This window comes from Streptomyces sp. LN549 (assembly GCF_043203805.1).
GTDB lineage: Bacteria > Actinomycetota > Actinomycetes > Streptomycetales > Streptomycetaceae > Streptomyces.
This window is the reverse complement of sequence record NZ_JAZHRI010000002.1, coordinates 4,565,401-4,590,964: the sequence shown is the minus strand read 5'-3', so window position 1 is coordinate 4,590,964 and position 25,564 is coordinate 4,565,401. Positions and strand designations below refer to the sequence as shown.

Here is a 25,564-nt window from a genome sequence, read left to right as displayed (position 1 = left end):
TGCCGTGTTGATGCGCGTACCGAACTGGCGCCGCAACTGGCAGGAGCGCGGCAAGCTCGAGCGGATCGACCTGTATTCGCGGTTCACCATCTCCTCGATCCCCTGGCTCTTCACCCTGTCGTGGCAACTGGCACCCTTCAAGGAAGACATCCGCCATGAGCCGCTCCCGCTGGCGCTGGGCGCAGCGCTGCTTCTGGTGTGCCTGACGCAGTGCCTGCTGAGCAACCGCAACGTACGTCCGTCGTACGAGCACTACCTCGGCGCCTCCGTGTTCCCCACGCGTCGGATGCTCGCTCCCCTGACCCTGTTGCTGCTCGGAGTAGTGCTGCTGGCGACGCTGGCCGGGGTGGACGGGGTCGGCGGCTCCGGGCTGCTCCTCATGAGCCTGAACACACCGATGGCGTTCGTGATCACACGAGTGCTCCTGGTCCCCGTCCGCACGTTCGTGATCGAATCGCTGCTCCTCACCGCGCTGACCACCGGCGCCCTTGCCGCGGCAGGCGTGCGGGGCGGAATCCTGGCCGGCGTCGTGCCGACCACGCTCTTCGGCTGTGTGCTGGTCCTGATTTCGGTACGCCCCAGCGCCTGGAGCCTGAGCGTGATGTGGCAGGCAGAGGAGGCCCGGGACATACAGGCCCGTCTCGCCGTCGCCGAGGAGCGGCTGCGGTTCGGGCGGGACATGCACGACGTACTGGGCCGCAACCTCGCGGTGATCGCGCTGAAGAGCGAACTGGCGGTGGAGCTCGCACAGCGCGGCAGGCCCGAAGCAGTGGACCAGATGGTCGAGGTGCAGCGGATAGCCCGTGCTTCGCAGCAGGAGGTACGTGAGGTCGTACGGGGCTACCGGAAGGCCGATCTGAGTACGGAACTGGCCGGGGCCCAAGGGGTGTTGCGGGCAGCCGGCATCGAATGCGCGGTGACCGGCGACGACGGTGCGGGGTTGCCGGCGCCCGTCCAGTCTGCGCTCGGCTGGGTGGTGCGCGAGGCCGCGACCAATGTGCTGCGGCACGGCGATCCGCGCCGGTGCACGGTCCGGCTCGACGTCTCGGCGGATGCGGTGCTGCTGAACGTGGAGAACGACGGGGCGCCCGCGGCCGCGACCGGGGAAAGCGGCTCCGGGCTGGCCGGGCTGCGCGAACGGCTCGGCGCACTCGACGGGGCGCTGGACGCAGGCCCGGCAGAGGACGGCCTGTTCCGGCTGAGCGCGCGGATCCCGCTGGCCCGCACAGAATCCGCTGGCGCCCCGTATGCGGCGGCCAGTGACGTATCGCGTACGGCCCTTCTGGAGGAACGACGATGACCGCGGTACGGGTGCTGCTCGCCGATGACGAGCACCTGATCCGGGGCGCACTCGCCGCCCTGCTCGCACTGGAGGACGACCTGGTGGTGGTCGCGGAGGCCGCGACCGGCCCCGAGGCACTCGCCATGGCCCGAGCGCACCACCCCGATGTGGCGGTGCTGGATCTGGAGATGCCAGGGGCAGACGGTGTGAGCGTCGCCACATCGATACGGTCCGAACTCCCGGGCTGCCGAACCATGATCGTGACGAGTCATGGCCTCCCGGGGCATCTCAAGCGAGCTCTCGCGGCGGGCGTGCGGGCGTTCGTACCGAAGACCGTCAGCGCCCGCCAGCTGGCCGGGATCATCCGCACCGTGCATGCCGGAAACCGCTATGTGGACCCGGAGTTGGCGGCCGACGCCATTGCCGCCGGGGATTCGCCACTGACCGTGCGCGAGGCCGAGGTGCTGGAATTGGCGGCCGACGGGGCGCCGGTCTCCGAGATCGCGGAGCGGGCGTCCCTGTCGCAGGGGACGGTGCGCAACTACCTCTCGGCGGCGGCTGCGAAGCTCGGGGCGGAGAACCGTCATGCCGCAGTGCGTCTCGCACGCGAGCGGGGATGGGTATAGTAGTTCTCGCGCTTCGGCGCTTGCGGACGTAGCTCAGTTGGTAGAGCGCAACCTTGCCAAGGTTGAGGTCGCCAGTTCGAACCTGGTCGTCCGCTCGGTTCAGCAAGAAGCCCCCGGCCTTTCGGCCGGGGGCTTCTTCGTGCGCCGAGAGGCCCTAGCTCCAGGGCGTTCCGGTGAGGAGTTCGTACGCCTCCAGGTACTTGGCGCGGGTCGCGTCCACGATCTCCTGGGGCAGCGCCGGCGGCGGCTGCTCGCTCTTGCGGTCCCAGCCGGATGCCGGTGAGGTCAGCCAGTCGCGCACGAACTGCTTGTCGTACGACGGCTGGGCGCGGCCCGGCTCCCAGGCGGCGGCCGGCCAGAAGCGGGAGGAGTCCGGGGTGAGCACCTCGTCCGCGATGATCAGTTCCTCACCGCCGTCGGCAGTGGGCGCGAAGCCGAACTCGAACTTCGTGTCCGCGAGGATGATCCCGCGCTCGCGTGCGATGTCACGGGCCCGGCTGTATACGTCCAGGGTCGTGCGGCGCAGCTGTGCGGCGGTCTCGGCACCGACCTGGCGGGCCACTTCCTCGTAGCTCACGTTCTCGTCGTGATCGCCGACGGCCGCCTTGGTGGCGGGGGTGAAGATCGGCGCCGGCAGCTCGGAGCCGTCGACGAGGCCCTCAGGAAGGGCGAGGCCGCAGACGGTACGGGACGCGTTGTACTCGACCAGGCCGGAGCCGGTCAGGTAGCCGCGGGCGACGCACTCGACCGGGACCATTCGCAGCGACTTGCAGATCGTCGTACGGCCGGCCCAGTCCGCTGGTGCGCCGGCGGGCAGCTCCGTGGAAAGGACGTGGTTCGGTACGAGATCCGCGAGCTGGTCGAACCACCACAGCGAGAGCCGGGTCAGGACGCGGCCCTTGTCCGGGATCTCGGTGGGCAGGACCCAGTCGTACGCGGACATCCGGTCACTGGCGACCATGACGAGGTCACCCGCCTCGTTCCGGTACAGGTCGCGCACCTTGCCCGTGTGCAGGTGGGTGAGCCCCGGTACCTGCACGGGCTCGGGCTTTTCTACAAATCCGGACACGCTGCCTCCGCGTAGGTTGATCCAGGAGCTGTTCCGATTGTCCCGTATCCGGGGGCGGACGGCTGCGGAGGGGTGCGGAGGGGTGCGGATGCGTTGCCGGGAGCGGGCCCCGGGGGCATCGGGACCTCAGGCGCGCTTGCAGATGCGGTCGAGGAGATTGGCGGTGGCCCGCTGGATGCGTGGGTCCACATGGCCGGGGCGGTCCAGGGCCGGGGACCAGGCGAAGGTGCCGGAGGCGAAGACGAGCGCACCCGACGGGGCCCGGTACAGGGACGTCTCCTGGTGACGGGTCACGCCGTCGCTGTCCTGGTACGGGGAGTGCGCGAGCAGGATGCGGTTGTCGTGCTCGGGGAGCGTGGTGCGCGGGAAGTAGCGGTCGGCCTCACCCGCGACCAGGCCGTCGATCTCGTCACCCTCGACGGCATCGGTCGCGTCCCAGAGCCAGTGCTCCGCGTTCCGCACGACCAGGGGGTGGGGGTCGGGGACCCGGCCCGCGTACTGGATGCCGAGCAGCTGCTGCTCGGGACGGTCGAGCTCACGCCAGAGCGCGGGCTTGCCCGGGCCGCGGCGCTTGCGGCAGCTGAGCAGCCGGTCCGGGACGCCGGAAGGCGACGGCGCGAGGCTGACCTGCCAGTACATGGTGTTGGCCGAGAGGAAGACGAGGGAGGTGCCGTTGTCGCGGGCGCGTTCGGCGGTACGGCGCATGGGCACCGACCAGTACTCGTCATGGCCGGGGAAGACCAGGCCCCGGTAGCGGGTCGGGTCGATCCGGCCCGCGTGCAGGTCGCGGGTGTCGGCGTAGGCGATGTCGTAGCCGTAGCGCTCGGCCCAGCGGATGAAGTCGTAGGCGTGGCCGACGTGGAGCGGAAGGCCGGCGCCCGCGTAGGGGCGGTCGAAGGAGACGGTGACCGCCGCGTCCTCCTCCCCCAGCAGTCGGCCCCGTTCGTCCCAGGCGTGGTAGAGGCTGGCCCCGGTCCGGCCGTCCTCCGGGTAGAGGTTGTACGCCTGCCACGTGATGTCCGGGAGCACCAGCAGCAGGTCGGCCGGGTGGTCGTCGCGGACCGTGAACGGAATGTGGGAGCGGTAGCCGTCGACCGTGGTGAGGACGGCGACATACGCGCCGATCGACCAGTACGTGGGGATCTGCAGCCGCCAGGACTGCCACCAGTGGTGACAGGAGACCGTGCGGTCGGCGGTGAGGGGGGCCGGCTGGACGATCCCGGAGAGCCGCGGGCTCGTGGTGATCTTGGCGGCGCCGTCGCCCCCGTAGTGACCGATCCGGTAGATGTCCACGGAGAACTGCTGGGGCGGGTCCACGGTGATGTGGAAATCGATCGCCTCGCCCGGGGCCGCGGCACCGGTGGAGATGAAGCCCTTGATCTGGCGGCGGACATCGTCGGCGGTGCGGGTGCCCCCACCGGTGGAGCCGCGGGGCAGGGTGGGGTCGGCGTACCAGGGCACGACCTGCCCTGTGTCGTCGAAGTAGTTCTCACTGCCGCGCAGCCAGGGAAGGGGCCCCTGGCCGAAAGGGTCGGTGACGGCATGCGCGAGGGCACCTGACTCCCAACGGCGAATCTGCTCCGCCCCCATGACGCATCCCTCCCTCAGGCCCCCGGAACAACAGAGGTGCGCCAGCTGTCAGCGCCGATCCCCAGCACATCACATAACGCACGCACTCCGTCACCGTTCGTCGCGAATTGACGTGAACGGAACCTGATGTTCCGGATATCAGGTGTCCGGTCCACGTGAACGGCCGTCCGTCCAGACGTGTTTCAGACGAGACGGACGGGCTTGTCGGTACGCACGCCGACCGAGGCGAGCCAGGACCGCAGCGGCCCCGCGTCGCCGTCCTCGACGAGGCTGAGGACGGGGCTGCCCAGGTCGGCCCGGCGTTCGCCGTCGACCAGCAGCGCCGGGCCGTCGAGCCAGTCCAGTCCGGGCGCCGCACCCGCCGTGTCGACGGCGGCGCAGCAGACCATCGCCGCGACATGGTCCGCGAGCAGCTCGCTCCCCGTACGGGGAGGCTGGAGCGGGAAGAGCGGCAGCGGGTCGGGGCCCCAGAGGTCCAGCACGTCGCCGCCCGTGGTCCCTGCACCGCCGGTGACCTGCTGCGGGGCCTGCGCCTCCTCCCGGGCCACGGCGGCGCTGATCCCGGCCGCGAGCTCCTCGCCCCCGTCCCCGCCCGCGGCAAGGTGCTCGACGACGCGCGCCAGCGTGGGCACCCCGACGCCCGCACTGTCGCCTCCGGCGCCGGAGGCGGGGGGCACGCCCATGGTGTCCAGGACACGGTGCAGCCGGGCCGCCTCCGTGCGCCACTTCCGGTCGACTACCTCTTCCGGATACTGCTGCCAGTCCACCGGAGCCCAGTCGGGCCCGGTCTCCGCGGGGCCACCGTGGAAGAGCCGTGCGGCCAGCAGGGACGCCGCCTCGTCGGCCGCTCCCGGTTCCTCCAGGAGGTCGCAGGCGGGGCGCTCGCCGAGCCGGGTGGTGAACCCTTCGGCCAGCCGGTCGCGCCGGGAGAGCTCGGTGAGGGCGGAAACGACGCCCGCGTTCAGCCGGGAGGGCCAGCGCCCCATCCGCCAGGCAGGAAGCGCGACGCGGGTGAGCAGCCGGTCCCAGCCCGCGTAGGCGAGACCGACCTGTTCCTGGGCGACGACCCGCAGCCCGTAGTCGACCGCCTGGGCGCGCGTCGACGCGGCGGCAGCGACACCACGCTCCATCTCTGCGGCATGGCCACGACAGCTGCGCAGCAGCAGCCGGGCGATCCTGCCGACGAAGCGGCCCGGCAACCGCAGGACCTTGCGCAGCGGCCCGCGAACGGGTGCTGCGGCATCGGCGACCGCACCGTCCAGCCCGCGTACGAACCGCCGGGCCGCGGCTATGTCGGGGTGGGCGGAGGGGCCGGTGCCGGCTACGACCGGGGCGAGCACCGCCCGTAGCTCGGCGACCCGCATCCACCAGAGGAACGGGGAGCCGATCACCAGCACGGGCGCCGCCTGCACCCGGCGACGGCGTCCCGGATGACGGCCCGAGCCGTCCGCCGGACCTCTCGGGTCCCGGCGCGCGGCCCCCTCGGCCGCCCGGTCCGCAGCCGGGTGGGTGCGGTCCTCCAGCCAGCTGTCGCAGTCGGGTGTGAGAGCTATGGCCGAGGGTGCGGGCACTCCGAGCCGCTCCGCCAGGTCACGGACCAGCCGGTAGAGATCCGGGGCCGTCTCCTCACTGAGCGGGACGGTCGGGCTGACCGCCGGCTTCGCCCGCACGACCGCGATCGCGACGGCCGCGGCAATGAGAAGGACGACGACGGCGCAGGCCGTCACGGCCCAGCGCGCCGCGTCCCAGCCACTGCCCTCGGCGAAGCCCTGCGCCCCTGCGGCGAACAGCACGACGGCCAACGCGGCCGGCAGCAGTGCCACTGCCGTTGCCCTGCTGCGGATGCGCAGCAGGACGAGAGCCCGGGCGCGCGCTGCCTGCGCACCCAGCTCCTCACCTGTACCGGTACCGGACACGGCCGGACGTCACCCCCTCTGCCCCCACGGCGGTGTTGCTCACTCCCCCACTGTGGCACCCGTCACTGACATCGCAATGCCGGTGGGCCAAGTGCCGGAACGCTTGCGCCGCACCCTAGTTGGGGCTTCGGCGGGCGTCATCCGGATGGCTCAGCCGTCACTCGATGGAATGGCTTTGGGTAAAGGTGCTGACGCGCCGCTGTCCATAGGGCAGCGGCGCGTCAGTGGTGGTCGGGACGGTGTTCGGCCGGTACCTGCTCAGCCCTCTCCCGGAACGGGTGGCGGTACGGCTCAGGCCTCCGCGGCCTTCTTGGCGATGTCCGTACGGAGCTGCGAGCCGTCGAGCCGGATCCTGGCCGCAGCCGCGTAGGCACGCTCACGGGCGCCCGCGAGGTCCTTGGCGGTCGCGGTCACGGAGAGCACGCGGCCCCCCGCGCTGACGACCGTGTCGCCGTCCCGCCGGGTCCCGGCGTGCAGAACGTACGCGTGCGGCGCATCCTGGGCCGCGACCTCGTCGAGCCCCTCGATCGGGTCACCCGTCCGCGGGGTCTCCGGGTAGTTGTGGGAGGCGATGACCACGGTGACGGCGGCCTCGTCCCGCCACTTCAGCGGGGGCAGCTCGTCCAGGGTCCCGTTGGCGGAGCCCAGCAGGACACCGGCCAGCGGGGTCTTCAGACGGGCCAGGACCACCTGGGTCTCAGGGTCGCCGAAGCGGGCGTTGAACTCGATGACCCGTACGCCGCGCGAGGTGATCGCGAGGCCCGCGTACAGCAGCCCGGAGAAGGGCGTACCGCGGCGGCGGAGCTCGTCGACGGTCGGCTGGAGGACCGACTGCATGACCTCGTCGACCAGCTTCGGGTCGGCCCAGGGCAGCGGGGAGTAGGCGCCCATGCCGCCGGTGTTCGGGCCCTCGTCGTTGTCGAGGGCCCGCTTGAAGTCCTGGGCGGGCTGGAGCGGCAGCACGGTGGTGCCGTCGGTGATCGCGAAGAGGCTCACCTCGGGGCCGTCGAGGAACTCCTCGATGACCACGCGGTCGCAGGCCAGCGCGTGGGTACGGGCCGCCTCGATGTCGTCGGTGACGACGACGCCCTTGCCCGCGGCGAGGCCGTCGTCCTTGACGACGTACGGGGCGCCGAACGCGTCGAGGGCGGTGTCGATCTCCGCGGGCGTGGTGCAGACGTAGCTACGGGCTGTCGGGACGCCCGCGCCGGCCATCACGTCCTTGGCGAAGGCCTTGGAGCCCTCCAGCTGGGCGGCCTTGCCGGACGGGCCGAAGCAGGGGACACCGGCGGCGCGCACGGCGTCGGCGACCCCGGCGACAAGCGGTGCCTCCGGGCCGACGACCACCAGCTCGGCGCCCAGTTCGGTGGCGAGGCGCGCGACGGCAGCGCCGTCGAGGGCGTCGACCGGGTGCAGTTCGGCCACCTCTGCGATGCCGGCGTTGCCGGGAGCGCAGTACAGAGCGGTGACGTCGGGGTCGAGGGAAAGAGAGCGGCACAGGGCGTGTTCGCGGGCGCCGCCGCCGATGACGAGGACCTTCACGTGGTGCAGCCTAGCCGCCGGGGCGCGGCGCCCTTGACGGAAGCCGCTCCGTGGACGCCACGGCGCCGGCCGTGAAGCTCGGGGAGACGGGACCGCCACACGGCCTCGGGGAAGATCGGGCGAGATCGGGAGTCCGGGAAGACCAGGGCGATCGAGGGAGATCAGGGGGGCCTGACCCGGACCGCTCAGCGAAGGGCCCCGACCTCACACGCCCTACTCGTTGGTGAACTCCTCGACGACCGTGGCGCCCAGTTCGCGGACGATCAGGTCGTGTCCTGACAGGGCCGAGTCGACGAGGTCGGGATCGTCGGCCTCGGGGGTGTCGTCCTCGGGGGCGACCGACCGGGGCGGTTCGGGAGCGGCGTACGACGGGGGCGCGGGCTCCGGGGCGGAGCCACCCCCGCCCGGCTGCCGGCGCTCCGGCGCGGGCTGGGGCTCGTACGTCTGCGGCGCGGGGGCCGCAGGGCGCTGCGGTGCGGGCGGTGCGCCTGCGGAGGGGCGGCCGCCGCCGACCTGCGGGGGCTGGCCGGCACCGCCCGACGGGTCGACGATCGCCTCGATCTTCCACTGCGCGTTGAACCGCTCGGCCAGGGCCTGCTTCAGCACCTCTTCGCTGCCGCTGCTCGCGAAGTTGTCGCGGGCACCGGCGTTGAGGAAGCCGATCTGCAGGGTGGCGCCGTCGAAGCCGGTGACCTGGGCGTTCTGGCTGAGGAGGATCCAGGTGAACCGGCGTCGGCCCTTGACCGCCTCCAGGATGTCGGGCCACATGTTGCGCACCTGCGCGGCGCCCTGCGTCAGGCCCGCAGCGGGCACGGCGGCGGGTGCCGGCGCGGCGGCGGGTGCGGCAGGGGCCGGTGCGGGGGCGGCGGCCTGTGGTGCGGGGGCCTGGCCCGGGGTCGAGGCGGTCGGCCAGCCTCCGGGCCTCCGCCCCTGCTCGGGCGCGGCCGCGGCGGGCCAGGCGCCGGGCCGCTGTCCGGCCGCGGGCGCCTCGGCGGGCGGCGGCTGCACGGGGTCGGGAGCGGGAGCGGGAGCCGCCTGCACGGGGGCGGGCGGAGGTGCGTCCCCGCGTGCCGCCGCACGCGCGGCGGCGGGCCCCGATCCGGCGTCCGGCTGCGCGAAGGGGGGCGGCACGGGCGCCTGAGGTGCGGCCGGGGCGTGGGCCTGCGAGGCGACGGGGGCGTGAGCCAGCGCCTCGGGGCCGGGGACGTACCCCATCGAGGGCCCCGGCCCGGTGGTGGCGAAGGACGCACCCCGCTCCAGCCGGTCCAGCCTGGCCTGGAGGGAACGCTCGTCGTCGAAGGCCGCAGGCAGAAGCACCCGGGCGCAGATCAGCTCGACCTGGAGGCGCGGCGAGGTCGCCCCGCGCATTTCCGTGAGTCCCTCGTTGACCAGGTCGGCGGCGCGGCTCAGCTCGGCGGCACCGAAGACGGACGCCTGGGCCGTCATCCGTTCGACCACATCGGCCGGTGCGTCGATCAGCCCCTTCTCCCCCGCGTCCGGCACGGCGGCCAGGATCACCAGGTCGCGCAGCCGCTCCAGGAGGTCGGCGACGAAGCGGCGCGGGTCGTTGCCGCCCTCGATCACCCGGTCCACGACCTCGAAGGCGGCGGCCCCGTCGCCCGCAGCGAAGGCGTCCACGATCGAGTCGAGCAGTGAGCCGTCCGTATAGCCGAGCAGGGACGTCGCCATGGCGTACGTCACACCCTCGTCGCCCGCGCCGGCCAGCAGCTGGTCCATGACCGACATCGAGTCACGCACGGATCCGGCACCGGCCCGCACGACGAGCGGGAGGACCCCGTCCTCGACGTAACTGTTCTCCTTGCCGCACACCTCGGCGAGATACTCGCGCAGCGTCCCGGGCGGCACGAGCCGGAACGGGTAGTGATGGGTACGCGACCGGATGGTGCCGATGACCTTCTCGGGCTCCGTGGTCGCGAAGATGAACTTGAGGTGCTCCGGCGGCTCCTCGACCACCTTCAGCAGGGCGTTGAACCCCGCCGATGTGACCATGTGCGCCTCGTCGATGATGTAGATCTTGTAACGACTCGACGCGGGCCCGAAGAACGCCTTCTCCCGCAGGTCACGGGCATCGTCCACGCCACCGTGCGAGGCGGCGTCGATCTCGATCACATCGATCGAACCCGGTCCGTTGCGCGCGAGGTCCTGGCAGGACTGGCACTCCCCGCAGGGCGTGGGCGTGGGCCCCTGCTCGCAGTTCAGACAGCGGGCGAGGATGCGCGCACTGGTCGTCTTGCCGCAGCCTCGCGGACCACTGAACAGGTACGCGTGATTGACCCGGTTGTTCCGCAGGGCCTGCTGCAGCGGGTCAGTGACATGCTCCTGACCGATGACCTCGGCGAACGACTCGGGGCGATAGCGGCGGTACAGCGCAAGGGACGACACACATACGAGGTTATCGGGGCCGACTGACAACCGGCCCCGGACCGGGCACACCACGGCTGCGGGATACCTCACCACAGGTCATCCGGGCTCCGGACGCCCGGCCGCGACGGGGCCGGACACACAAGGGCCCCCCACGCACCCGCCAGAGCCAACTTACCCTTGCTGCCTTCCGGCCCTGGGGGAGTTCAGTCAGATAGCGCCACGTGAGGGGCTGACGCCCACCTTAGCCGATCCCCACCCCCGCAAGTCCACCTCCCCCGCACCCGGGAACCCCACCGAGGCCGCCCGGAGAGGTCCGAGACGGAACGGGTTCGCGAGCACTCCTCAACGTCTTGTATTGTTTGCCGCGGAGGATTCGCCTAGTGGCCTAGGGCGCACGCTTGGAAAGCGTGTTGGGGGCAACCCCTCACGAGTTCGAATCTCGTATCCTCCGCCATTGCTCTCACCGGGCAATACGTCGAAGGCCCCCGCAGCTTGCTGCGGGGGCCTTCGACGTTGGCGGTCACACGCCGAGGGCCGCAGCGATCAGGCCAAGACTCAGGATCACGCTGCCGGCGAACGCCGAGCCTGCCACGAGGGCAGCGTCGGCTGCTCGTGTTCCGGTTCGCGTCTTCAAGATGAAGGCCGCTAACGCGACGACGACAGAGAACAGCAGGACGACCAGGAGCCACGCGAACCTCGCGGCGGGGGGGGGGCAGACCACTCATCGGGAGGTCCCTTCGGGGAAGGTGTCTGCTGAGGCACGCGCAGTCGGGCCTTGGAGGGCGACAAGTCCGACCAGTTGCTCGGCCAGCTCCTTGTGCACCTGGGTTGCTGCCCGCGCGACCTCCACGTGCCTGGCGATCTGCTCGTCGAGCGCCCCAAGTGCCCCAGCGATGCGCTTCTGCTCGGACCATGTGGGCAGGTGCACCGGCAGCGCCTGGCAGGTTCAGGAGCTGCTGACCCAGCGCGGTCAGCACCGTAGTGCGGGAGCTGTTGACCTCGTCGTTGCCGCCACCGCGGAACTCCAGGGACTGACCCTCCTGCACCGCGACCACGACTTCGAATGTATCGCCACAATCACCGGTCAAGCTATGCAGTGGTACGGCCCGATGTCCGGTAAGTGAGCGGGCGCCTGGTCTCAGTTCCGGTCTCATTCGCAGGTGTTCATCACAGTTCACCGAGCCTGTAGCCGCCGGCTCCACCACCATTCCAGACGCCCGTGACTGCGCCTGAACGGCCGAGCGAAGACTTGGAAAGCGAATCGTCTTCGGCATCACCAGGCTGCCCGCCGGCCTCGCCAGCCCGCCCAGTTTCAACTACTGCCAAAGAGCGCACTGGGGCACCGAGTACAAGGTCCATTGGGTCCGCGATGTCACCATCCGCGAGGACAACTACCAGGTCAGAACCGGCACCGCGCCCCGCGCACCGGCCAGCTTCGCAATGTGGCTATCAGCAGGATCCGCCTCGCCGGTCGCGCCAGCATCGCCCATGCCCGCCACGACCTGCTCAACCACGACGACGCTTCGCCGTCCATGTCCAACCGACACCAGGTCGCACATCACGGAACTTTGCCGGGCTGTGCTGTACCTCCCACCCCGAACCCCGAACCCGCCCGGGGCTCACTCCTCCGGCAGGCTCCCCACCAGCCGCCCGACCAGGGCCGCCCGCTCCGCCATGCGGCTCACGTCGACCCACTCGTGCTCGGCGTGCGGTCCGCCGCCCACCGCGCCGAGGCCGTCCAGAGTGGGAGTGCCAGCCGCCGCGCAGAGGTTGCCATCGGAGATGCCGCCCACCGCCGCCGAGCCGGGCCAGTCCAGGCCCAGGTCGTCGACGCAGATGCGGGCCGTCTTCAGCAGTTCCGTGGCAGAGGCCTCCTCCAGGGGCGGGCGGTTGGGGCCGCCCGTGATCTCGCACGGGAGCTGCGCCGTTTCGGCCACGAGACGGCGCAACTCGGCGTCAATCTCCTTCTGGGCCACGACATCGGGGATGCGGACGTCCACGGTGACGTACGCACGGTCGGGAACGGTGTTCTGCGACGTGCCCGCGCGGGCCATCGTCGGTGTGACGGTGATCCGGTCGTCGTCCGCGGCGAGGGACTCCAGCGCGACGACGATCCGGGCGAGGTCCGTCAAAGCGTTGCGGCCCTTGCCGGGCTCCAAGCCCGCGTGCGCGGCGATACCCTCGACGCGGATGTCGTAGAACGACCAGCCCTTGCGGGCGTGCTTCAGTGCGCCGTCGTCCGCCGCACCCTCCAGCACCAGCGCCGCACGGGACTTGCGCGCCCATTCGGTCACGACGCGACCGCCCGCCGGGGAGCCGATCTCCTCGTCGGCGGTCACCAGGAACGCGACGGCGGGGTCCTCGCCGGACATCTCGCGCAGCCGCGCGATCCCGTACAGGCCCTGGATCAGGCCGGCCTTCATGTCGAAGACTCCGGGTCCCGTCGCCCGGGTGCCGTCCACCCGGAACGGGCGGCGCTGCAGTGTCTTGCGCGGCCAAACCGTGTCGAAATGCCCCACAAGCAGTACGGGTCGCGCGTCGCCCGGGCCCAGCCGCCACAGCAGCCCTCCGGGGCGCCCGTTGGCGGGGTCGTCCGGCAGGACCGAGGGGGCGGCGCCGAGCAGGCGGGTGCCGATCTCGGCCAGGACGTCACGGCACGCACCCAGGGCCTCCCCGTCCGAGGACGGCGACTCGGCGTCCACCAGCCGTTCCAGATCCGTGATCATGGACGGGGTGTCGGCGGTGAGCCGGTGGAGCAGATCGCGCGGATCGAGGGCATGGGGTGCGGGCACGGCGGGACTCCTTCGGTGCGGCTTCCGTGGGGATACGCCTCTGCATGATTGCCCCGCCGAGACATGCGATGGTTTGTGCGACCCCCCAAGTTTTGGAGCTGATCGGCTGTGTCTGACCACAACCCGGAGCATTCCGGCGATGCCGGGCAGACGGGTGCCGACGCCCCCGTGACCCTGGCCACCGTGGTGGACTGCCTGGGCCCCGGAACCGTCGCCATGTGGGCCGCTCCGCACGGTCTGGGAGTGCCCGTCCGCACGCTGGCCGTGTACGAGGGCCCGGCCGGGCCGGGCCGGAGCGGACCGGCCCGGCCCGAGGGGCTGCTGCTGGGCATCGGGACCGGCTGCGAGGCGGGGGAACTGATCTGCGCGGCGGCCGGGAGCGGTGCGAGCGCCGTGATCGTCAAGGACGGCGGGGACGTTGTCGGGATCCGCGACGCGGGCGCTCTCGGCAAGGAGCACGGGGTGGCGGTCCTCGCCCTGGCGGCCGACCAGAACTGGACCGACCTGATCGGACGGCTGCGCGCCCTGCTCGCCGTACGCATGGGCCCCGGGACCGGGCGGGCCGCGATGTTCGGCCGTCGGCACGACCTGGTGAGCCTCGCCAACTCCCTCTCCCGCCTCGTCAACGGCTCGGTGATGATCTTCACACCCAGTCAGGAACTGCTCGCCGCCTCACGCCTGGGCGCGGGGGACGACGAGATGCGCCGGGCGGCGGTGCTCGACCAGCACGGCCCGGCCGGGTACCGGGCCCGACTGGTCGAACTCGGTGTCTACCGGCGTCTCTGGTCCGGCTCCGAGGTGGTCGACGTGGCGGCCGTGCCCGAGATGGGCGCGGGACGCAGGCTCGCGGCGGCGGTGCGCGCCGGGACGGAGAACCTCGGCTCGATCTGGGTGGCCGAGGGCGCCGAACCGCTGGCCGGGAACGCCGCTGTGCTGCTCGCGGAAGCCGCCGCGGTCGCCGTCGGTGTGCTGCTCGGCCTCGACCAGGAAGAGGTGGCCCGGCGCCGGCGGGACGAGGAACTGTTCGGCCGGGCCCTGCTCGGGGACGTCGACCCGCGCCTGGCCGCGGCCCATCTGGCCGTCGAACCCGGCACGCCGGTCTCCGTGATGGTCGCGGACCTGTCCGTGCACGGCGCCCGCCTCGGCCCCGCCGACCTGTACCGGGCCCGCGAGGAGGCGTTGCGCCATCTCGCCGGCTACCGGTGGCGCGCGCTGGCCACCACCGGGCCCTCCCGGGTCGTCCTCGCCCTGGTGGGTCCGGCCGACCGGGACGGGATGCGGCGGGCGGCGGATGGGCTCGGCAGCGCCGTTGCCGAGGTGGTCGGGTTCAGACCGCGTACCGGCATCGGCCACTCCGTGCGCCACCTGGAGGAGCTGCCCGCCAGCCGGATGGAGGCGGAGCTGGTGGTACGGGCCCTGGCCAGGCGCGGCGAGGTCCGCAGCGCCTGCCTGGAGGACGTACGCGGGACGGCCAACCTGCTGCTGTTGGGCGAGGCCATCACCGCCGACCGGCAGCTCCAGGAGGGGCCCGTGCACCGGCTGCGCGCGCACGATCAGCGGCGTGGCACCGCGTACACCGAGACCCTGGCGGCGTACCTGGACGCCTTCGGGGACACCGCGGCCGCCTCGCGGCAGCTGAACGTCCACGCGAACACCCTGCGTTACCGGATAGGTCGCATTCGTGAGCTGACCGGGCTCGATCTGGGCGATTCCCACGAGCGGTTGAACGCCGCCGTGCAGCTCTTCGCCCTCGGTCCGGACGCACTTGTTGTCGAGCACGAGAAAATACCGAAAACCTCTTCGCCCTCCACAAACCGTGGGGGTACGCCGGGTTTGCACACTGCTGACCACGATCCGGCGACCGGTACCGGGCCGTGAACTACCGGAATCTGCGTGGAGGTGGAAGATGACAGAGGGCAAGAGCTCCCAGGCGCGCTCAGCCAAGCGGGTGGCCGTGGCCGCCGTCGCCGTGCTTTTCATGACCTGGCTGATCGACTACATCGACCGGCTGGTGATCACCCTCGCCCTGCCCGACATCGGTGACGAGTTCGGCCTCGGCACCACGATGCAGGGGCTGATCCTCACCGCCTTCTTCATCACCTACGCGCTGATGCAGATCCCCGGCGGCATCCTCGCCGACACCAAGGGGGCCCGCCGCACCATGCTGGTGGCCGCCGGCGGCTGGACGATCTTCACCGCCGCCAGCGGACTGGCCGTGGGCCTGACGTCGATGATCGCGATCCGGGCCGTCTTCGGCGTCTTCCAGGGCATGTACCCGGCCGCGTCCATCAAGGCGCTGAGCGAGCGCACCACCCCGGAGCAGCGGCTGACCGCCAACGGCATCATGTCCGCGTCCAACCCGCTGGGCTCCGCGATCGCCCCCATCGTCGCCGCGCCTCTCATCGTCGCCTTCGGCTGGCGCGGGGCGTTCTGGGCGGTGTCCATCCTCGGCCTGATGATCGTGTTCGTGCTGTGGAAGGGGATGCCCAAGCCGCTGACGACCGAGGAGCTGGCCGCCGCGTCCGGGAAGAAGACCGCCCCGGAGCCGGTGGCCCAGGTGTCGTTGCGGCAGGCGCTGGGACTGCTCAAGTCCTCGATGATGTGGCGCTTCACCCTGATGTTCTGCGGGTTCAACATCATCGGCTGGGGCCTGGTCTCCTGGGTGCCGTCCTACCTGCGCGACAACAAGCACGTCTCGCTCACCGGCGTCGGTCTGATGTCCGGTGTCCCGTGGGTCGCCGCGGCGATCAGCATGATGGTCGGCGGCTACCTCTTCGACCGCTTCCTCCAGGGCAACCACCGTCGCGTGGTCATCCCCGTCATGCTGGTAACGGCCGGCCTGCTCGTGATGATGGTGCGCGCCGGTTCGGCGACCGAGTTCATCGTCTGGGAGACCTGCGGAACCCTCGTGATGTACCTCGCCTACATGCAGATCTTCGGCCTGCCACTGCGCATGCTGCCGCCCGAGTACGCGGGTGTCGGCGGCGGCATGGTGAACTTCGGCGGCCAGCTGGCCGGTGCCATCTCCCCGTTCGTGATGGGCTTCCTGGCGGAGCACTTCTCCTACGGTGTGGCTTTCTCCTTCCTCGGTGTCGGCTGCGTCCTGGCGATCATCGGCGCGCTGGTCACCCCGCAGACCCCCGAGGCGTTCCGGGCCGGCCTCGGCCGTCACCTGGACCTGTCGGAGAAGAAGTCCGCCCCGGCCGTCGCGGTGACTGTCGCGTGACTGCCTCCCTACCCGGCCCCGTACCGGCCGCGCAGCTCAAGGAGCGGGCGCGCGCGGCGATCGAGGCCTGCCGGGAACGGCTGCTGGACCTCAGCGAGGACCTGCAGCGCCACCCGGAGACCGGGTTCCGTGAGCACCGGGCCGCCGCGACGGTGGCCGGGTGGTTCACGGAGCTGGGGCTCCCCTTCGAGAGCGGCCTCTCCCTCACCGGGGTGAAGGCGCGGATGTCGGGGCGCACACCTGGGCCCACCGTCGCCGTGCTCGGCGAACTGGACGCCCTGGTGCTGCCCCGGCACCCGCTGGCCGACCCGGAGACCGGAGCCGCCCACGCCTGCGGCCACCACGCGCAGGTGGCGTCGATGATCGGCGCGGCGGTCGGCCTGGCCGCCGTCCGGCAACACCTGGATGGGGACGTGGCGTTCCTCGCGGTGCCGGCCGAGGAGAGCGTGGAACTGGAGTGGCGGCGTGAGCGGGTACGGGCCGGTGAGCTGAAGCACCTGGTCGGCAAGGCCGACCTGCTCACCCGGGGCGCCTTCGACGATGTGGACATGGCGATGCTGTGCCACACGTCGGGCCGGCCCACCCGCCTCAGCGTCGGGGACAGCCACAATGGCTCGGTGGTGAAGCGGATCGTCTTCACCGGCCGGGCCAGCCACGCCGGTTCGTCCCCCTGGTGCGGGGTGAACGCCCTGAAGTCGGCGACGCTGGCGATCAGCGCCATCGACGCCCAGCGCGACACCTTCCGCGACGAGGACGCGGTACGCGTCAACGCCGTGCTACTGCACGGGGGTGACGCGCCCACCGCAGTACCGGACCGCGCCGAACTCGAATGCGTGATCCGGGCGCGCACGCTGGACGCCCTCCGCGGCGCCTGTGCGGCCGTCGACCGTGCCGCACGGGCGGGTGCGATGGCGCTGGGCGCCAAGGCGACCACCGAAACCACCCTGAACTACCTTCCGCATCACCAGGACCCGGCCCTGGTGGAGGTGGCCCGGACCAACGGGACCGCGCTCTTCGGCCCGGGCGCCGTGGCCCCCGGCAGGCACCTGGGCGCCTCCACCGACATGGGGGACCTCGGTGCGGTGATGCCGGTGCTGCACCCCTTCACGGCGGGCGCCACCGGTGACGCGCACAGCGTCGACTACGCGGTGACCGACCACGTCCTGGCCGCGCTGGAACCGGCCGTGCTGATGGCCTGGTGCGTCATCGACCTGCTGGTCGACGGCGCCGCCGGGGCGCACGACGTCCTCGCCCGGCGCGAGCGGCGTACGGCGGCGGAACCGGACGATCGGCCCGCCGCCGACCGGTACAGCGATTTGCGGGCCGGATTCGACGGCCTGACCCACTACGACGGAGCCCACGACACGTCGCGTGGGACAGAAGGAGAACTGTGAGCACCCCCGAGCGGAAACAGCCGAGGATCGCGCTCGTCACCGGAGCGGCCGGAGGAATCGGGGCGGCCATCGCGAGGCGTCTGAGCGCGGAAGGCGTCCAGGTGGTCCTCGCGGACCTCCGCGCCGACCGCCTCGCCTCCCTCGTCGCCGAGAACTCCGGGCCGTTCGCCGCCCTGGAGGTCGACCTCACCGACCGTGCCTCGCTGCCCGACTTCGTCGACCGCGCCTGGGAGGTGTGGGGCGGCCTGGACATCCTGATCAATGCCGCCGGCCTCTACCCGAGCGCCCCGATCCTGGAGATGCGCGACGACCAGTGGGACCAGGTCATGGACGTCAACCTGTCCGCGGTCTTCTCCCTTTCGCGGGCCTTCGCGCGGCGTGTGGTCGACGCAGGTGCGGGCGGCCACATCATCAACATCAGCTCCGGCGCCTCCGCCCGGGCCCGCCGGGGCGCCGCCCACTACTGCACGTCCAAGGCCGGCCTGGACATGCTCACCAAGGCGTTCGCCCTGGAACTGGCGGAGCACCGCATCCACGTCAACGCGGTCTCGCCGGGCTTCATCGAGGTCGGCAGCGAGGTGAACCCGCTCGGCGCGGACTACGTCCGCTCGATCCGCGGCGGACAGCCCTGGCCCCGCGGGGGTGTCCCCGAGGACATCGCCGGCGCGGTCGCCTACCTGTGCGGTCCGGACGCCGAGTGGATCACCGGAGTGTCGCTGTCCGTGGACGGCGGCGCGGGCACCGGCAACGCCGCGCTGCCTCTGAGCTGAAGGGAGGAGAACAACGATGACGACTCCGACTACTCCGTCGAGCCGCAACGCCGTCACCGATCAGGTGGATTCGTCGACCTCGCGACGCGGATACGTCTGCGTCACCTTCGACTTCGACGCCCTCTCCTCCTGGATGGCCCGGGGCATGCTGACCGCGACTCCGCGCTCCCGTGGGGAGTTCGCGGCCGTCGCCGTACCCCGGCTGCTGCACATCCTGGAGACCCGGGGCATCACCGCGACCTGGTTCGTACCCGGGCACACCGCCCTCACGTACCCCGAGCTGACCCGCGAACTCATGCAGCGGGGCCACGAGGTGGCGGTGCACGGGCACGCCCACGAGAACGTCGCCGCACTGGAGCCGGCCGAGGAACGCGCCGTGCTCCAGCGGTCGTTGGACGCCCTGAAGGAGGTCACCGGCACCCTGCCTCGCGGCTTCCGGGCCCCGGCCTGGGATCTGTCCGACGCCTCGGTCGACCTGCTCGTCGAGCACGGGCTGGCCTACGACAGCAGTCTGATGGGCCACGACTACGCCCCCTACCCATGCCGCACGCCGGACTCCCTGGACGATTCAGGGGTCCGCTGGGGCGAACCCGCCGGTCTGCTGGAGATCCCGGTCGCCTGGAGCCTGGACGACTTCCCGTACCTGGAGTTCCTGCGGACTCCGTCCGGCCTCATGCCCGGGCTGCGCGATCCGGCCGAGATGTTCGCCAACTGGACGGCGGACCTGGACTACATGGTGCGGGACTTCGAGGACGGTGTCCTGACCGTCACCATGCACCCCGAGGTGATCGGCCGGGGCCACCGGCTGCTCGCCCTGGAGCACTGGCTCGACGAAGTCGCCTCGCGAGGCGTCGAGTTCGTGACGTGCGAGCAGATCGCGGACCGGGTCTCCTCGGGGGCCGAGCTGGGACAGTACCGGCCCGTCTGAACGGTCGAGCGGACAGGCGGAGCGGTATGGAAGACACGGCAGGCTCCCGGGCGTGTGCCCGGGAGCCTGCCGTGTCGTTTCCTGCCGCGCTCGGACAAGGACATACGGGCCGATCTTCTAGCCCGAGCATTCGGGTCATGGGCGTCGACTACACGGCGACGAGGCGCACTCTGTCGCCGCAGAGCTTCGTCATGTCGTCAATGTCCGAGGTGAGCATGACGACCGGGCGGCACTGACGCTGCGCCGTCTCGGCCACGGCAGCCTCGATCGCGTATTTGTGACCATGCAACCCAGCGTTGATCAGCATGGCTGACGCGGCCTTGGCTTCCTCGTCACCGATGTGCACGATCCGCACGCCGGACAGGACCCAGGCGAGCCGCGCCTTGTCTGTCCGGCCATGCGCCGCTTCGGGCTCGTGATCACTGACGAACTTCGACAGGCCCTCGCAGTCGAGAACGAGGGTGCCTTCGTGGATCAGCGTGCGGCGGGCCACTGCCCCTCCAGGGCGAACACCTCGTCGAAGACCCGCCGTGCCCGCTCCTGCTCGTGCTCGGAGATCGACCCCTGACGGCGTTCGTAGTCGGCCAGGTACTCACCCAAGATCAGACCGCGCAGCTCGCGCTCCACCGCCTCGGTGATGAACGCGGACTCCGGGAGTAATCCGGCCATCCGAACCTGGTCGTGGACGTCCTGACCTGCGGCGGAGCGTCCCGCGTGGCCTCCCGAACATGTGGAAAGCGTGTTGGGGGCAAAGCCTGACGAGTTCGAATCTCGTATCGTCCGCCATTGCTCTCACCGGGCAATATGTTCTTGAACTCGCGGCGCCGGTCGTTCTGCTTCATGGAACGCCCTTTGCGGGGTTCAACGGCACAGGGCGGTGTCCACGGCGCGTTCGAGATGCCTCCGGTCCGCCTCGTCGTTGAGCTGCATGGTGACTGCGACGTTGGTGGCGCGGCCGTCGTCGGTGGCGCCGCCCCGGGTCTCGTACCCCGGGAAGCTGCCGCCGTGGCCCCAGGAGAGGCCCCCGCACGGCAGCGGCCTGCTGACGAGTCCAAGTCCGTATCGGGCACCGGGGCCGAAGGTCGCTTCGGCGGGGACGGTGGAGCGCATCTCGGCGAGCTGGGCCGAGGGCAGGAGGCGACCGGCCAGGAGTGCGCTGAAGAAGCGGTTGAGGTCGGAGCCGGTGGAGACCATCTGGCCTGCCGCCCAGCCCCAGGAGGGGTCGATCTCCGTGATGTCGCGCAGCGGCGCGTCCGCCGATTCCCGGTAGTAGCCGTGGGGGTGGGGCTCCCGGATGCTCGCGTCACCCGGGGCGGGGAAGTAGGTGTGGCGCAGCCCAGTGCGTCGGACGACGCGCCGGTCGATCTCCTCGGCCAGGGGGCGGCCGGTGACCTTCTGGACGATCAGGCCGGCGAGCACGTAGTTGGTGTTGCTGTACTTCCAACTCGTCCCGGGGGCGAAGTCGGCCGGGTGCTGGAGGGCTGTGGCGAGCAGTTCGCGGGGGGCGTAGTACCGGACGTCGTCCCCAAGGTAATTGCTGTAGTTGGGGAGTCCGCTGGTTTGCTGGAGGAGCTGGCGGACGGTGATGTGCCGTCCGTCGATCCCCTCCCCGCGGACGAGGCCGGGCAGGTAGGTGTCGACGGAGGCGTCCAGGTCCACCCTCCGCTCCGCGACGAGCTGGAGGACGACGACCGCGACGAAGGTCTTGGTGTTGCTGCCGATCCGGACCTGCCCGTCGACGGGTACCGGTGCACCGGTGGCCAGGTCGCCGAGCCCTGCGGTGTAGGTCCGGGTGCGGCCGTCACGGTCCTGGACGCTCGCCAGCGCGGCGGGCAGCCCGTCGTCGCGCACCAGCGCGTTCAGGCTCCGCTGGACGACGTCCGGCCTGGCGGCAGCAGCAGCGGGGGCGGCGGGCGGGGCGAGGGCACCCAGCGTCATGACGCCGATGGCCACCGCGGCCGCGGCCGACACGGTTCGTCGCCGCCTGCCGCCCTGCTGCCGGGTCGAGGAACGAAGGCCCTGTCGGGTCCGAGCACGCATAAGTCAACTCCTGGGGAATCGTTTGGTCGGGGCACGATCCTGGGTCCCAGGGCCCTCTGACCGCATCGCGGGAAGGCGGGAGAAATAGCTCCCCCGATCGGGGGAGGCTGCTGGTGGGCTGCCCGGCAATACTGGCGACCATGATCAGAGGAATTCGGCCGCTGCTGCGCGGCTCCGCGTATTCGGGTGTGCTGTTCGCCTATTGCGGCGCGCTGGCGAGCCTTCCGCTGCTGCCTTTCGCCCTGTTGCCGGTGCTGTCGTGGCGATCCGCTCCCAAGAGCGTGCAGTTGGTCCTGGTCCTGCTGGTCTGGGCAGTACTGGTCGGTGTGGTCGGACTGGCGCGCCCCGTACGGCGGGCGCTGGTCGTGTCCGCCCGCCGGCTGCTGCGGGTGCCGCTGCCGGATCCGGCGGCCGGTCGCCGGACCTCCGGTTCACTCGGCCTCGACCGCTGGCGGACCCCGCTGTGGCTGTTGCTGCACGTGGCCGTCGGGTGGACGGGGGCGCTGGCAAGCGGGGTGCTGTTCATCATGGGCCTCTCCCTGCCGGGGAACTGGCTCGGCGGCGAGGCGCGGGCGAGTCTGTTCGGCACGTCGGTCCGGGTGTCGGGCGGGTGGAGCTGGGTGGTGGCGGCCGTGTGCATCCTGCTGGCGGCAGCCGTCTGCGTACTGGTCACGAAAGCCCTGCGGTGGTCGGCGCCACGGTTGCTGGGGCCGTCGGCGGCCGAACGGCTCGCGCTGGCTGCCGAGCGGGAACTGCTGTTGGCCGAACGCAACCGGATCGCCCACGAGTTGCACGACTCGATCGGGCACACGCTGACAGCGGCCACCATCCAGGCGGCGGTGGCGGGCGAGGTCCTCTCCACCGACCCGGCTGCGGCGCGGGCCGCCATGCGCAGCATCGAGGACTCGGCGAGGACCGCGCTGGAGGACCTGGACTACGCGCTCGGAGTGCTGCGCGAGGAGCAGTCGGGAACAGCACCGACCCGGACCCTGGCCGACCTCCCCGAGCTGCTGGAACGCATGCGGCACACGGGGGCGGTGGTGGAACCGGAGCTGTCGGGTGATCTGGCACGGGTACAGGGGACGCTCTCCCGGGCGGCCTACAGGATCCTCCAGGAGGGGCTGACGAACGCGCTGCGCCATGGGGCGGGCGGCCCCATCGAGGTCCGGGTGGCGGCCGGACCGGACGGACTGGACCTCGCGGTGGCCAACCGGACCGGAGCGCGGACCGGAGCGGACCCGGGATCCTTCTCGACGTCCGGCCATGGCCTGCCCGGACTGGCCGAACGCGTCCGGCTGCTGCACGGTGAATTCGGGTCCGGCCCGGACGGGACGGGGCACTGGCGGCTGGCCGTCCGGCTGCCGGTACGGGCGTCGGCATGAGTGGATCCGCCGCGGACGGAGGCATGCCCCCTCCCGCACAGGCCGGCCCCGCCGTCACCCTCCTGGTCGCGGACGACGACGAGGTGACCCGCAGCGGTCTGAGCATGCTGCTCGCCGCTCAGCCGGGGATCTCGGTGCTCGGTGAGGCCGCCGACGGCCTCGAGGCGGTCGACCGCGCGCTGAGTCTGCGACCGGACGTGGTCCTGATGGACGTGCGCATGCCACGTCGCAACGGAATCGACGCCACACGCCAACTGCTGGCCGAAGCGGCCGACCCACCGAAGGTCGTGGTGATCACCACCTTCGAGAACGACGGCTACGTCACCGCCGCCCTCAGGGCGGGCGCCAGCGGCTTCGTCCTCAAACGACTCCCCGTCCGCCGGATCGCCGAGGCGGTCCGGGTGGTGGCGGCGGGCGAAGCGGTTCTCTTTCCGGCCGCACTGGGCCGCATGGTCGCCGCACGCCCCCTGGTCTCCGCAGAGGCCCTGCCGCAAGCCGCCCTGACCGGCCGGGAGGAGGAGGTGCTGCGCCTGATGGCCACCGGGCTCTCCAACCCGGAGATCGCGGAGTCCCTCACGGTGAGCCTGGAGACGGTCAAGACCCACGTGGGGAACGTGCTGACCAAGCTCGGCGCGCAGAACAGGACCCATGCGGTGGTCATCGCCTACGAGTCCGGCCTGGTGGTCCCCGGCTTCGCCGGCTGACCGGCTTCCGCTCCTCTTCACGGTCGCCCGCAAGGATCCCCGGTCTCAGTCCTGGTCTCGTTCAGCCCCGTCCGAAGCTGTTCGGACGAGGCCATCCCAAACTCTCCTCCGCGGTTCAGGACAAGTACGACCCTCGCCGAACCCCCAAGCGAACATGTGGAAAGCGTTTCGGGGGCAACCCCTCACGAGTTCGAATCTCGTATCCTGCGCCATTGCTCTCACCGGGCAATACGTCGAAGGCCCCCGCATCTTGCTGCGGGGGCCTTCGACGTATGCGGTTGCAGCTGCCGCCTGCGGGTCCTGGCGGCTACCGACCGTTCAGGAGCGATCGAGGAAGTGCTCAGCTGACCTCACACGGCGAGCCGACTCGGCAGGTCTCCCAGTAGGAGATCTCGGGCAGGTAGGCGTCCCACTGTTTCGCCCCGGTCCCGGCCCGAGTTCAACCTTCTCCTGGTCCGCCCTCCGGCCGGTCGACCCACCCGCGCACTCCGGCTCCTGTGGCCCGGGGGCGGGTACCCGGCCTCCGGACTACCGACCCGGTGGGCGCGGGCGAGAGGTCCAGCCTCCCGCCCATGCACCGGATCAATCAGGTCCTCCCCGGGGTGGAGGAGTATCAGGCCCTTCGCGCGGCGGTAGCCGGCCGGCGGGTGTCGATCAGGGGCAGACGGGCGCATCACTGTCACCACGGCCCGCGGCGTCACCACCGCGTCCCGATGCCCCACCGTCCGCGGTGGGGCCTTCGGCGTGTGGGGCTCCAGTGGCGGCCGGCGTCCCGGCCTCGGCGGGTCCTCGTCCGGCCTCTCGGGCACGGGCCGCAGGTACTGAGGCTGGAGCCGCGCCCGGGTCTGCGGCGGGGAGCCTCTTGGCGAGACTGATCGTCCCCTCGGGGCCACCCGGCACCGGCTGGTAGCCCTCGCTCTCGTAGAGGGCGATGTTGTGGCGGCTGGCGGCGCCGGTGGCGAGGACCACGCGGTCGCACTGCCCCGCGGCGGACTCGGCAGTACGCAGCAACCACCGGCCGAGGCCGTGCCCGCGCATGTCGGGGGCGACGGCGAGGCGTCCGATGTGCCAGTCGTCACCGCTGCGGCGGGCCCGCACCATCGCCAGCAGCCGACCGTCCAGGAAGATGCCCGTGGCGCGCCATTCGGTCAGCCATGCCCGCACCTCTTCGAGCGACTCGTGCAGGGCGGGTACGGCCAGCGTGTCGTTGACCATGGCCTCGTCGACCCAGCAGCACCGCTGCAGCACCATGGCCTGCGCCGCGTCGTCGGGGGCCAAGGCCCGTACGTATGAGCCCGGTAGCGGCCCCGTCACCGAGCTCGCGGCGGCGCGCTCGCGCATGGGCCGCAGGGCCTGGGCGACTCGCACCAGCTCGTCGAGGACGCCGGTGGCCGCTCCGGCGAGGGCGGTGTCCGGCCGGACCTGCCCGTCCTGCACGGCGTCCGCGATGCGGATCGCGACGGTGGCGCCTACAGGCACCAGGCGGAGCGTGGTCACCACCTGCTTGGCGTGCTGGACTGCCCGGGTGCCCGCCGAGGTGTGCCCGTAGCTGACGAAGCCGACAGGCTTCCAGGCCCATTCGGGGCCCAGGTAGTCGAGCGCGTTCTTCAGCGTCGCGGGCATCCCGTAGTTGTATTCCGGCGTCACGAAGACGAAGCCGTCGGCCGCTTCGACCGTCGCGCTCCAGCGTCGGGTGTGTGACTGGTGATAGATGCCGGTGGAGGGGTGCTCCTCCTCGTCCAGGAAGGGCAGGCCGAGGTCGCCGAGGGTCAGCGACATCAGGTCCACGCCGAGTTCGCGGGCTCGGGGCGTGACCGTCCGGGCCATCCAGCTGCCGATTGCGGGTCCGAGGGCGCCGGGGCGGGTGCTGCACACGAGAACGAGGATGAGCGGCCTTTTCGTTGACATGGAAACGAGA

General features: G+C 71.4%; 19 protein-coding genes, 2 tRNA genes, 1 other RNA gene and 2 pseudogenes. 12 read left to right on the top strand and 12 right to left on the bottom strand.

Features of this window, described 5'->3' with window-relative positions; translation table 11 throughout:
- Positions 1–10: 10 nt before the first annotated feature.
- The 3 genes from SH922_RS20680 to SH922_RS20670 all read left to right on the top strand — a co-directional run bounded on the left by SH922_RS20680 (position 11) and on the right by SH922_RS20670 (position 2,003).
- Positions 11–1,300, top strand: coding sequence for a sensor histidine kinase (locus tag SH922_RS20680; RefSeq protein ID WP_393063640.1), 1,290 nt, complete (start codon positions 11–13; stop codon positions 1,298–1,300).
- A complete protein-coding gene (locus tag SH922_RS20675) occupies positions 1,297–1,908 on the top strand; it encodes a response regulator (RefSeq protein ID WP_393059391.1) in 612 nt (203 codons plus the stop codon). The genes SH922_RS20680 and SH922_RS20675 overlap by 4 nt, the downstream gene beginning before the upstream one ends.
- A 22-nt stretch (positions 1,909–1,930) precedes the next feature.
- Positions 1,931–2,003, top strand: a tRNA-Gly gene (locus SH922_RS20670).
- 59 nt (positions 2,004–2,062) lie between these two features.
- Here the strand turns inward: SH922_RS20670 and SH922_RS20665 are convergent.
- The 6 genes from SH922_RS20665 to ffs all read right to left on the bottom strand — a co-directional run bounded on the left by SH922_RS20665 (position 2,063) and on the right by ffs (position 10,644).
- Complete coding sequence (locus SH922_RS20665; RefSeq protein WP_393059390.1) at positions 2,063–2,977, bottom strand: phosphoribosylaminoimidazolesuccinocarboxamide synthase; 915 nt, start codon at positions 2,975–2,977, stop codon at positions 2,063–2,065.
- A gap of 126 nt (positions 2,978–3,103) precedes the next feature.
- A complete protein-coding gene (locus tag SH922_RS20660) occupies positions 3,104–4,567 on the bottom strand; it encodes a N,N-dimethylformamidase beta subunit family domain-containing protein (RefSeq protein WP_393059389.1) in 1,464 nt (487 codons plus the stop codon).
- Positions 4,568–4,749: 182 nt separating this feature from the next.
- Positions 4,750–6,483: a hypothetical protein gene (locus tag SH922_RS20655; protein WP_393059388.1), complete on the bottom strand. Its 1,734-nt coding sequence runs from the start codon at positions 6,481–6,483 to the stop codon at positions 4,750–4,752.
- 291 nt (positions 6,484–6,774) lie between these two features.
- Entirely contained in the window at positions 6,775–8,025 is a 1,251-nt protein-coding gene (gene purD, locus SH922_RS20650; protein WP_393059387.1) for a phosphoribosylamine--glycine ligase, read from the bottom strand.
- Between the two features lie 213 nt (positions 8,026–8,238).
- Positions 8,239–10,428: a DNA polymerase III subunit gamma and tau gene (locus tag SH922_RS20645; RefSeq protein WP_393059386.1), complete on the bottom strand. Its 2,190-nt coding sequence runs from the start codon at positions 10,426–10,428 to the stop codon at positions 8,239–8,241.
- A gap of 119 nt (positions 10,429–10,547) precedes the next feature.
- An RNA gene (gene ffs / locus SH922_RS20640) (signal recognition particle sRNA small type) lies at positions 10,548–10,644 on the bottom strand.
- A gap of 132 nt (positions 10,645–10,776) precedes the next feature.
- Here ffs and SH922_RS20635 point away from each other — a divergent pair.
- Positions 10,777–10,864 (top strand) — tRNA-Ser (locus tag SH922_RS20635).
- A gap of 267 nt (positions 10,865–11,131) precedes the next feature.
- Here SH922_RS20635 and SH922_RS20630 read toward each other — a convergent pair.
- Positions 11,132–11,338 (bottom strand): hypothetical protein, encoded by a 207-nt coding sequence (locus tag SH922_RS20630; RefSeq protein ID WP_393063837.1) that lies wholly within the window; start codon positions 11,336–11,338, stop codon positions 11,132–11,134.
- 7 nt (positions 11,339–11,345) lie between these two features.
- Here SH922_RS20630 and SH922_RS20625 point away from each other — a divergent pair.
- Positions 11,346–11,534: pseudogene (locus SH922_RS20625) on the top strand (VapC toxin family PIN domain ribonuclease); the annotation flags it as partial.
- 495 nt (positions 11,535–12,029) lie between these two features.
- On the opposite strand, the gene SH922_RS20620 reads toward SH922_RS20625, so the two are convergent.
- A complete protein-coding gene (locus SH922_RS20620; protein ID WP_393059385.1) occupies positions 12,030–13,202 on the bottom strand; it encodes a M20 family metallopeptidase in 1,173 nt (390 codons plus the stop codon).
- A gap of 108 nt (positions 13,203–13,310) precedes the next feature.
- Between SH922_RS20620 and SH922_RS20615 the strand changes: the two genes are divergently transcribed.
- From SH922_RS20615 to SH922_RS20595, 5 genes are read left to right on the top strand one after another with little or no spacing between them, the layout of a single operon-like run.
- The gene (locus tag SH922_RS20615) at positions 13,311–15,080 is read left to right on the top strand and encodes a PucR family transcriptional regulator (RefSeq protein WP_393059384.1); all 1,770 of its coding nucleotides are present in this window, start codon (positions 13,311–13,313) and stop codon (positions 15,078–15,080) included.
- Positions 15,081–15,108: 28 nt separating this feature from the next.
- The gene (locus SH922_RS20610) at positions 15,109–16,428 is read left to right on the top strand and encodes an MFS transporter (protein ID WP_393059383.1); all 1,320 of its coding nucleotides are present in this window, start codon (positions 15,109–15,111) and stop codon (positions 16,426–16,428) included.
- Complete coding sequence (locus tag SH922_RS20605) at positions 16,425–17,822, top strand: amidohydrolase (RefSeq protein ID WP_393059382.1); 1,398 nt, start codon at positions 16,425–16,427, stop codon at positions 17,820–17,822. Before SH922_RS20610 ends, SH922_RS20605 begins: the two co-directional genes overlap by 4 nt.
- Complete coding sequence (locus SH922_RS20600; protein ID WP_393059381.1) at positions 17,819–18,592, top strand: SDR family NAD(P)-dependent oxidoreductase; 774 nt, start codon at positions 17,819–17,821, stop codon at positions 18,590–18,592. The genes SH922_RS20605 and SH922_RS20600 overlap by 4 nt, the downstream gene beginning before the upstream one ends.
- A gap of 16 nt (positions 18,593–18,608) precedes the next feature.
- Positions 18,609–19,520 carry a polysaccharide deacetylase gene (locus SH922_RS20595; protein WP_393059380.1) on the top strand — a complete coding sequence of 304 codons (912 nt, stop codon included), beginning with the start codon at positions 18,609–18,611 and terminating at the stop codon, positions 19,518–19,520.
- Between the two features lie 148 nt (positions 19,521–19,668).
- On the opposite strand, the gene SH922_RS20590 is transcribed toward SH922_RS20595, so the two are convergent.
- The 3 genes from SH922_RS20590 to SH922_RS20580 form a co-directional block, all read right to left on the bottom strand.
- Entirely contained in the window at positions 19,669–20,013 is a 345-nt protein-coding gene (locus SH922_RS20590; protein WP_393059379.1) for a DNA-binding protein, read from the bottom strand.
- Positions 19,995–20,189, bottom strand: coding sequence for a hypothetical protein (locus SH922_RS20585; protein ID WP_393063836.1), 195 nt, complete (start codon positions 20,187–20,189; stop codon positions 19,995–19,997). Before SH922_RS20585 ends, SH922_RS20590 begins: the two co-directional genes overlap by 19 nt.
- 192 nt (positions 20,190–20,381) lie before the next feature.
- Positions 20,382–21,560, bottom strand: coding sequence for a serine hydrolase domain-containing protein (locus SH922_RS20580; RefSeq protein WP_393059378.1), 1,179 nt, complete (start codon positions 21,558–21,560; stop codon positions 20,382–20,384).
- Positions 21,561–21,700: 140 nt separating this feature from the next.
- On the opposite strand from SH922_RS20580, the gene SH922_RS20575 reads away from it, so the two are divergent.
- Together SH922_RS20575 and SH922_RS20570 are read left to right on the top strand one after the other, a co-directional pair.
- Positions 21,701–22,942, top strand: a complete 1,242-nt coding sequence (locus SH922_RS20575; RefSeq protein ID WP_393059377.1) for a sensor histidine kinase — start codon at positions 21,701–21,703, stop codon at positions 22,940–22,942.
- Positions 22,939–23,646 (top strand): response regulator, encoded by a 708-nt coding sequence (locus tag SH922_RS20570; RefSeq protein ID WP_393059376.1) that lies wholly within the window; start codon positions 22,939–22,941, stop codon positions 23,644–23,646. The genes SH922_RS20575 and SH922_RS20570 overlap by 4 nt, the downstream gene beginning before the upstream one ends.
- 849 nt (positions 23,647–24,495) lie before the next feature.
- On the opposite strand, the pseudogene SH922_RS20565 reads toward SH922_RS20570, so the two are convergent.
- Positions 24,496–25,554: pseudogene (locus tag SH922_RS20565) on the bottom strand (GNAT family N-acetyltransferase); the annotation flags it as partial.
- Positions 25,555–25,564 lie beyond the last annotated feature (10 nt).

Excerpts from the sequence above, each read along its gene's own strand:
- SH922_RS20580 (WP_393059378.1), bottom strand. The coding sequence starts at position 21,560 with ATGCGTGCTCGGACCCGACAGGGCCTTCGTTCCTCGACCCGGCAGCAG.
- SH922_RS20675 (WP_393059391.1), top strand. The coding sequence starts at position 1,297 with ATGACCGCGGTACGGGTGCTGCTCGCCGATGACGAGCACCTGATCCGG.
- SH922_RS20680 (WP_393063640.1), top strand. The coding sequence starts at position 11 with ATGCGCGTACCGAACTGGCGCCGCAACTGGCAGGAGCGCGGCAAGCTC.
- SH922_RS20660 (WP_393059389.1), bottom strand. The coding sequence starts at position 4,567 with ATGGGGGCGGAGCAGATTCGCCGTTGGGAGTCAGGTGCCCTCGCGCAT.
- SH922_RS20575 (WP_393059377.1), top strand. The coding sequence starts at position 21,701 with ATGATCAGAGGAATTCGGCCGCTGCTGCGCGGCTCCGCGTATTCGGGT.
- SH922_RS20595 (WP_393059380.1), top strand. The coding sequence starts at position 18,609 with ATGACGACTCCGACTACTCCGTCGAGCCGCAACGCCGTCACCGATCAG.
- SH922_RS20570 (WP_393059376.1), top strand. The coding sequence starts at position 22,939 with ATGAGTGGATCCGCCGCGGACGGAGGCATGCCCCCTCCCGCACAGGCC.
- SH922_RS20585 (WP_393063836.1), bottom strand. The coding sequence starts at position 20,189 with ATGGCCGGATTACTCCCGGAGTCCGCGTTCATCACCGAGGCGGTGGAG.
- SH922_RS20610 (WP_393059383.1), top strand. The coding sequence starts at position 15,109 with ATGACAGAGGGCAAGAGCTCCCAGGCGCGCTCAGCCAAGCGGGTGGCC.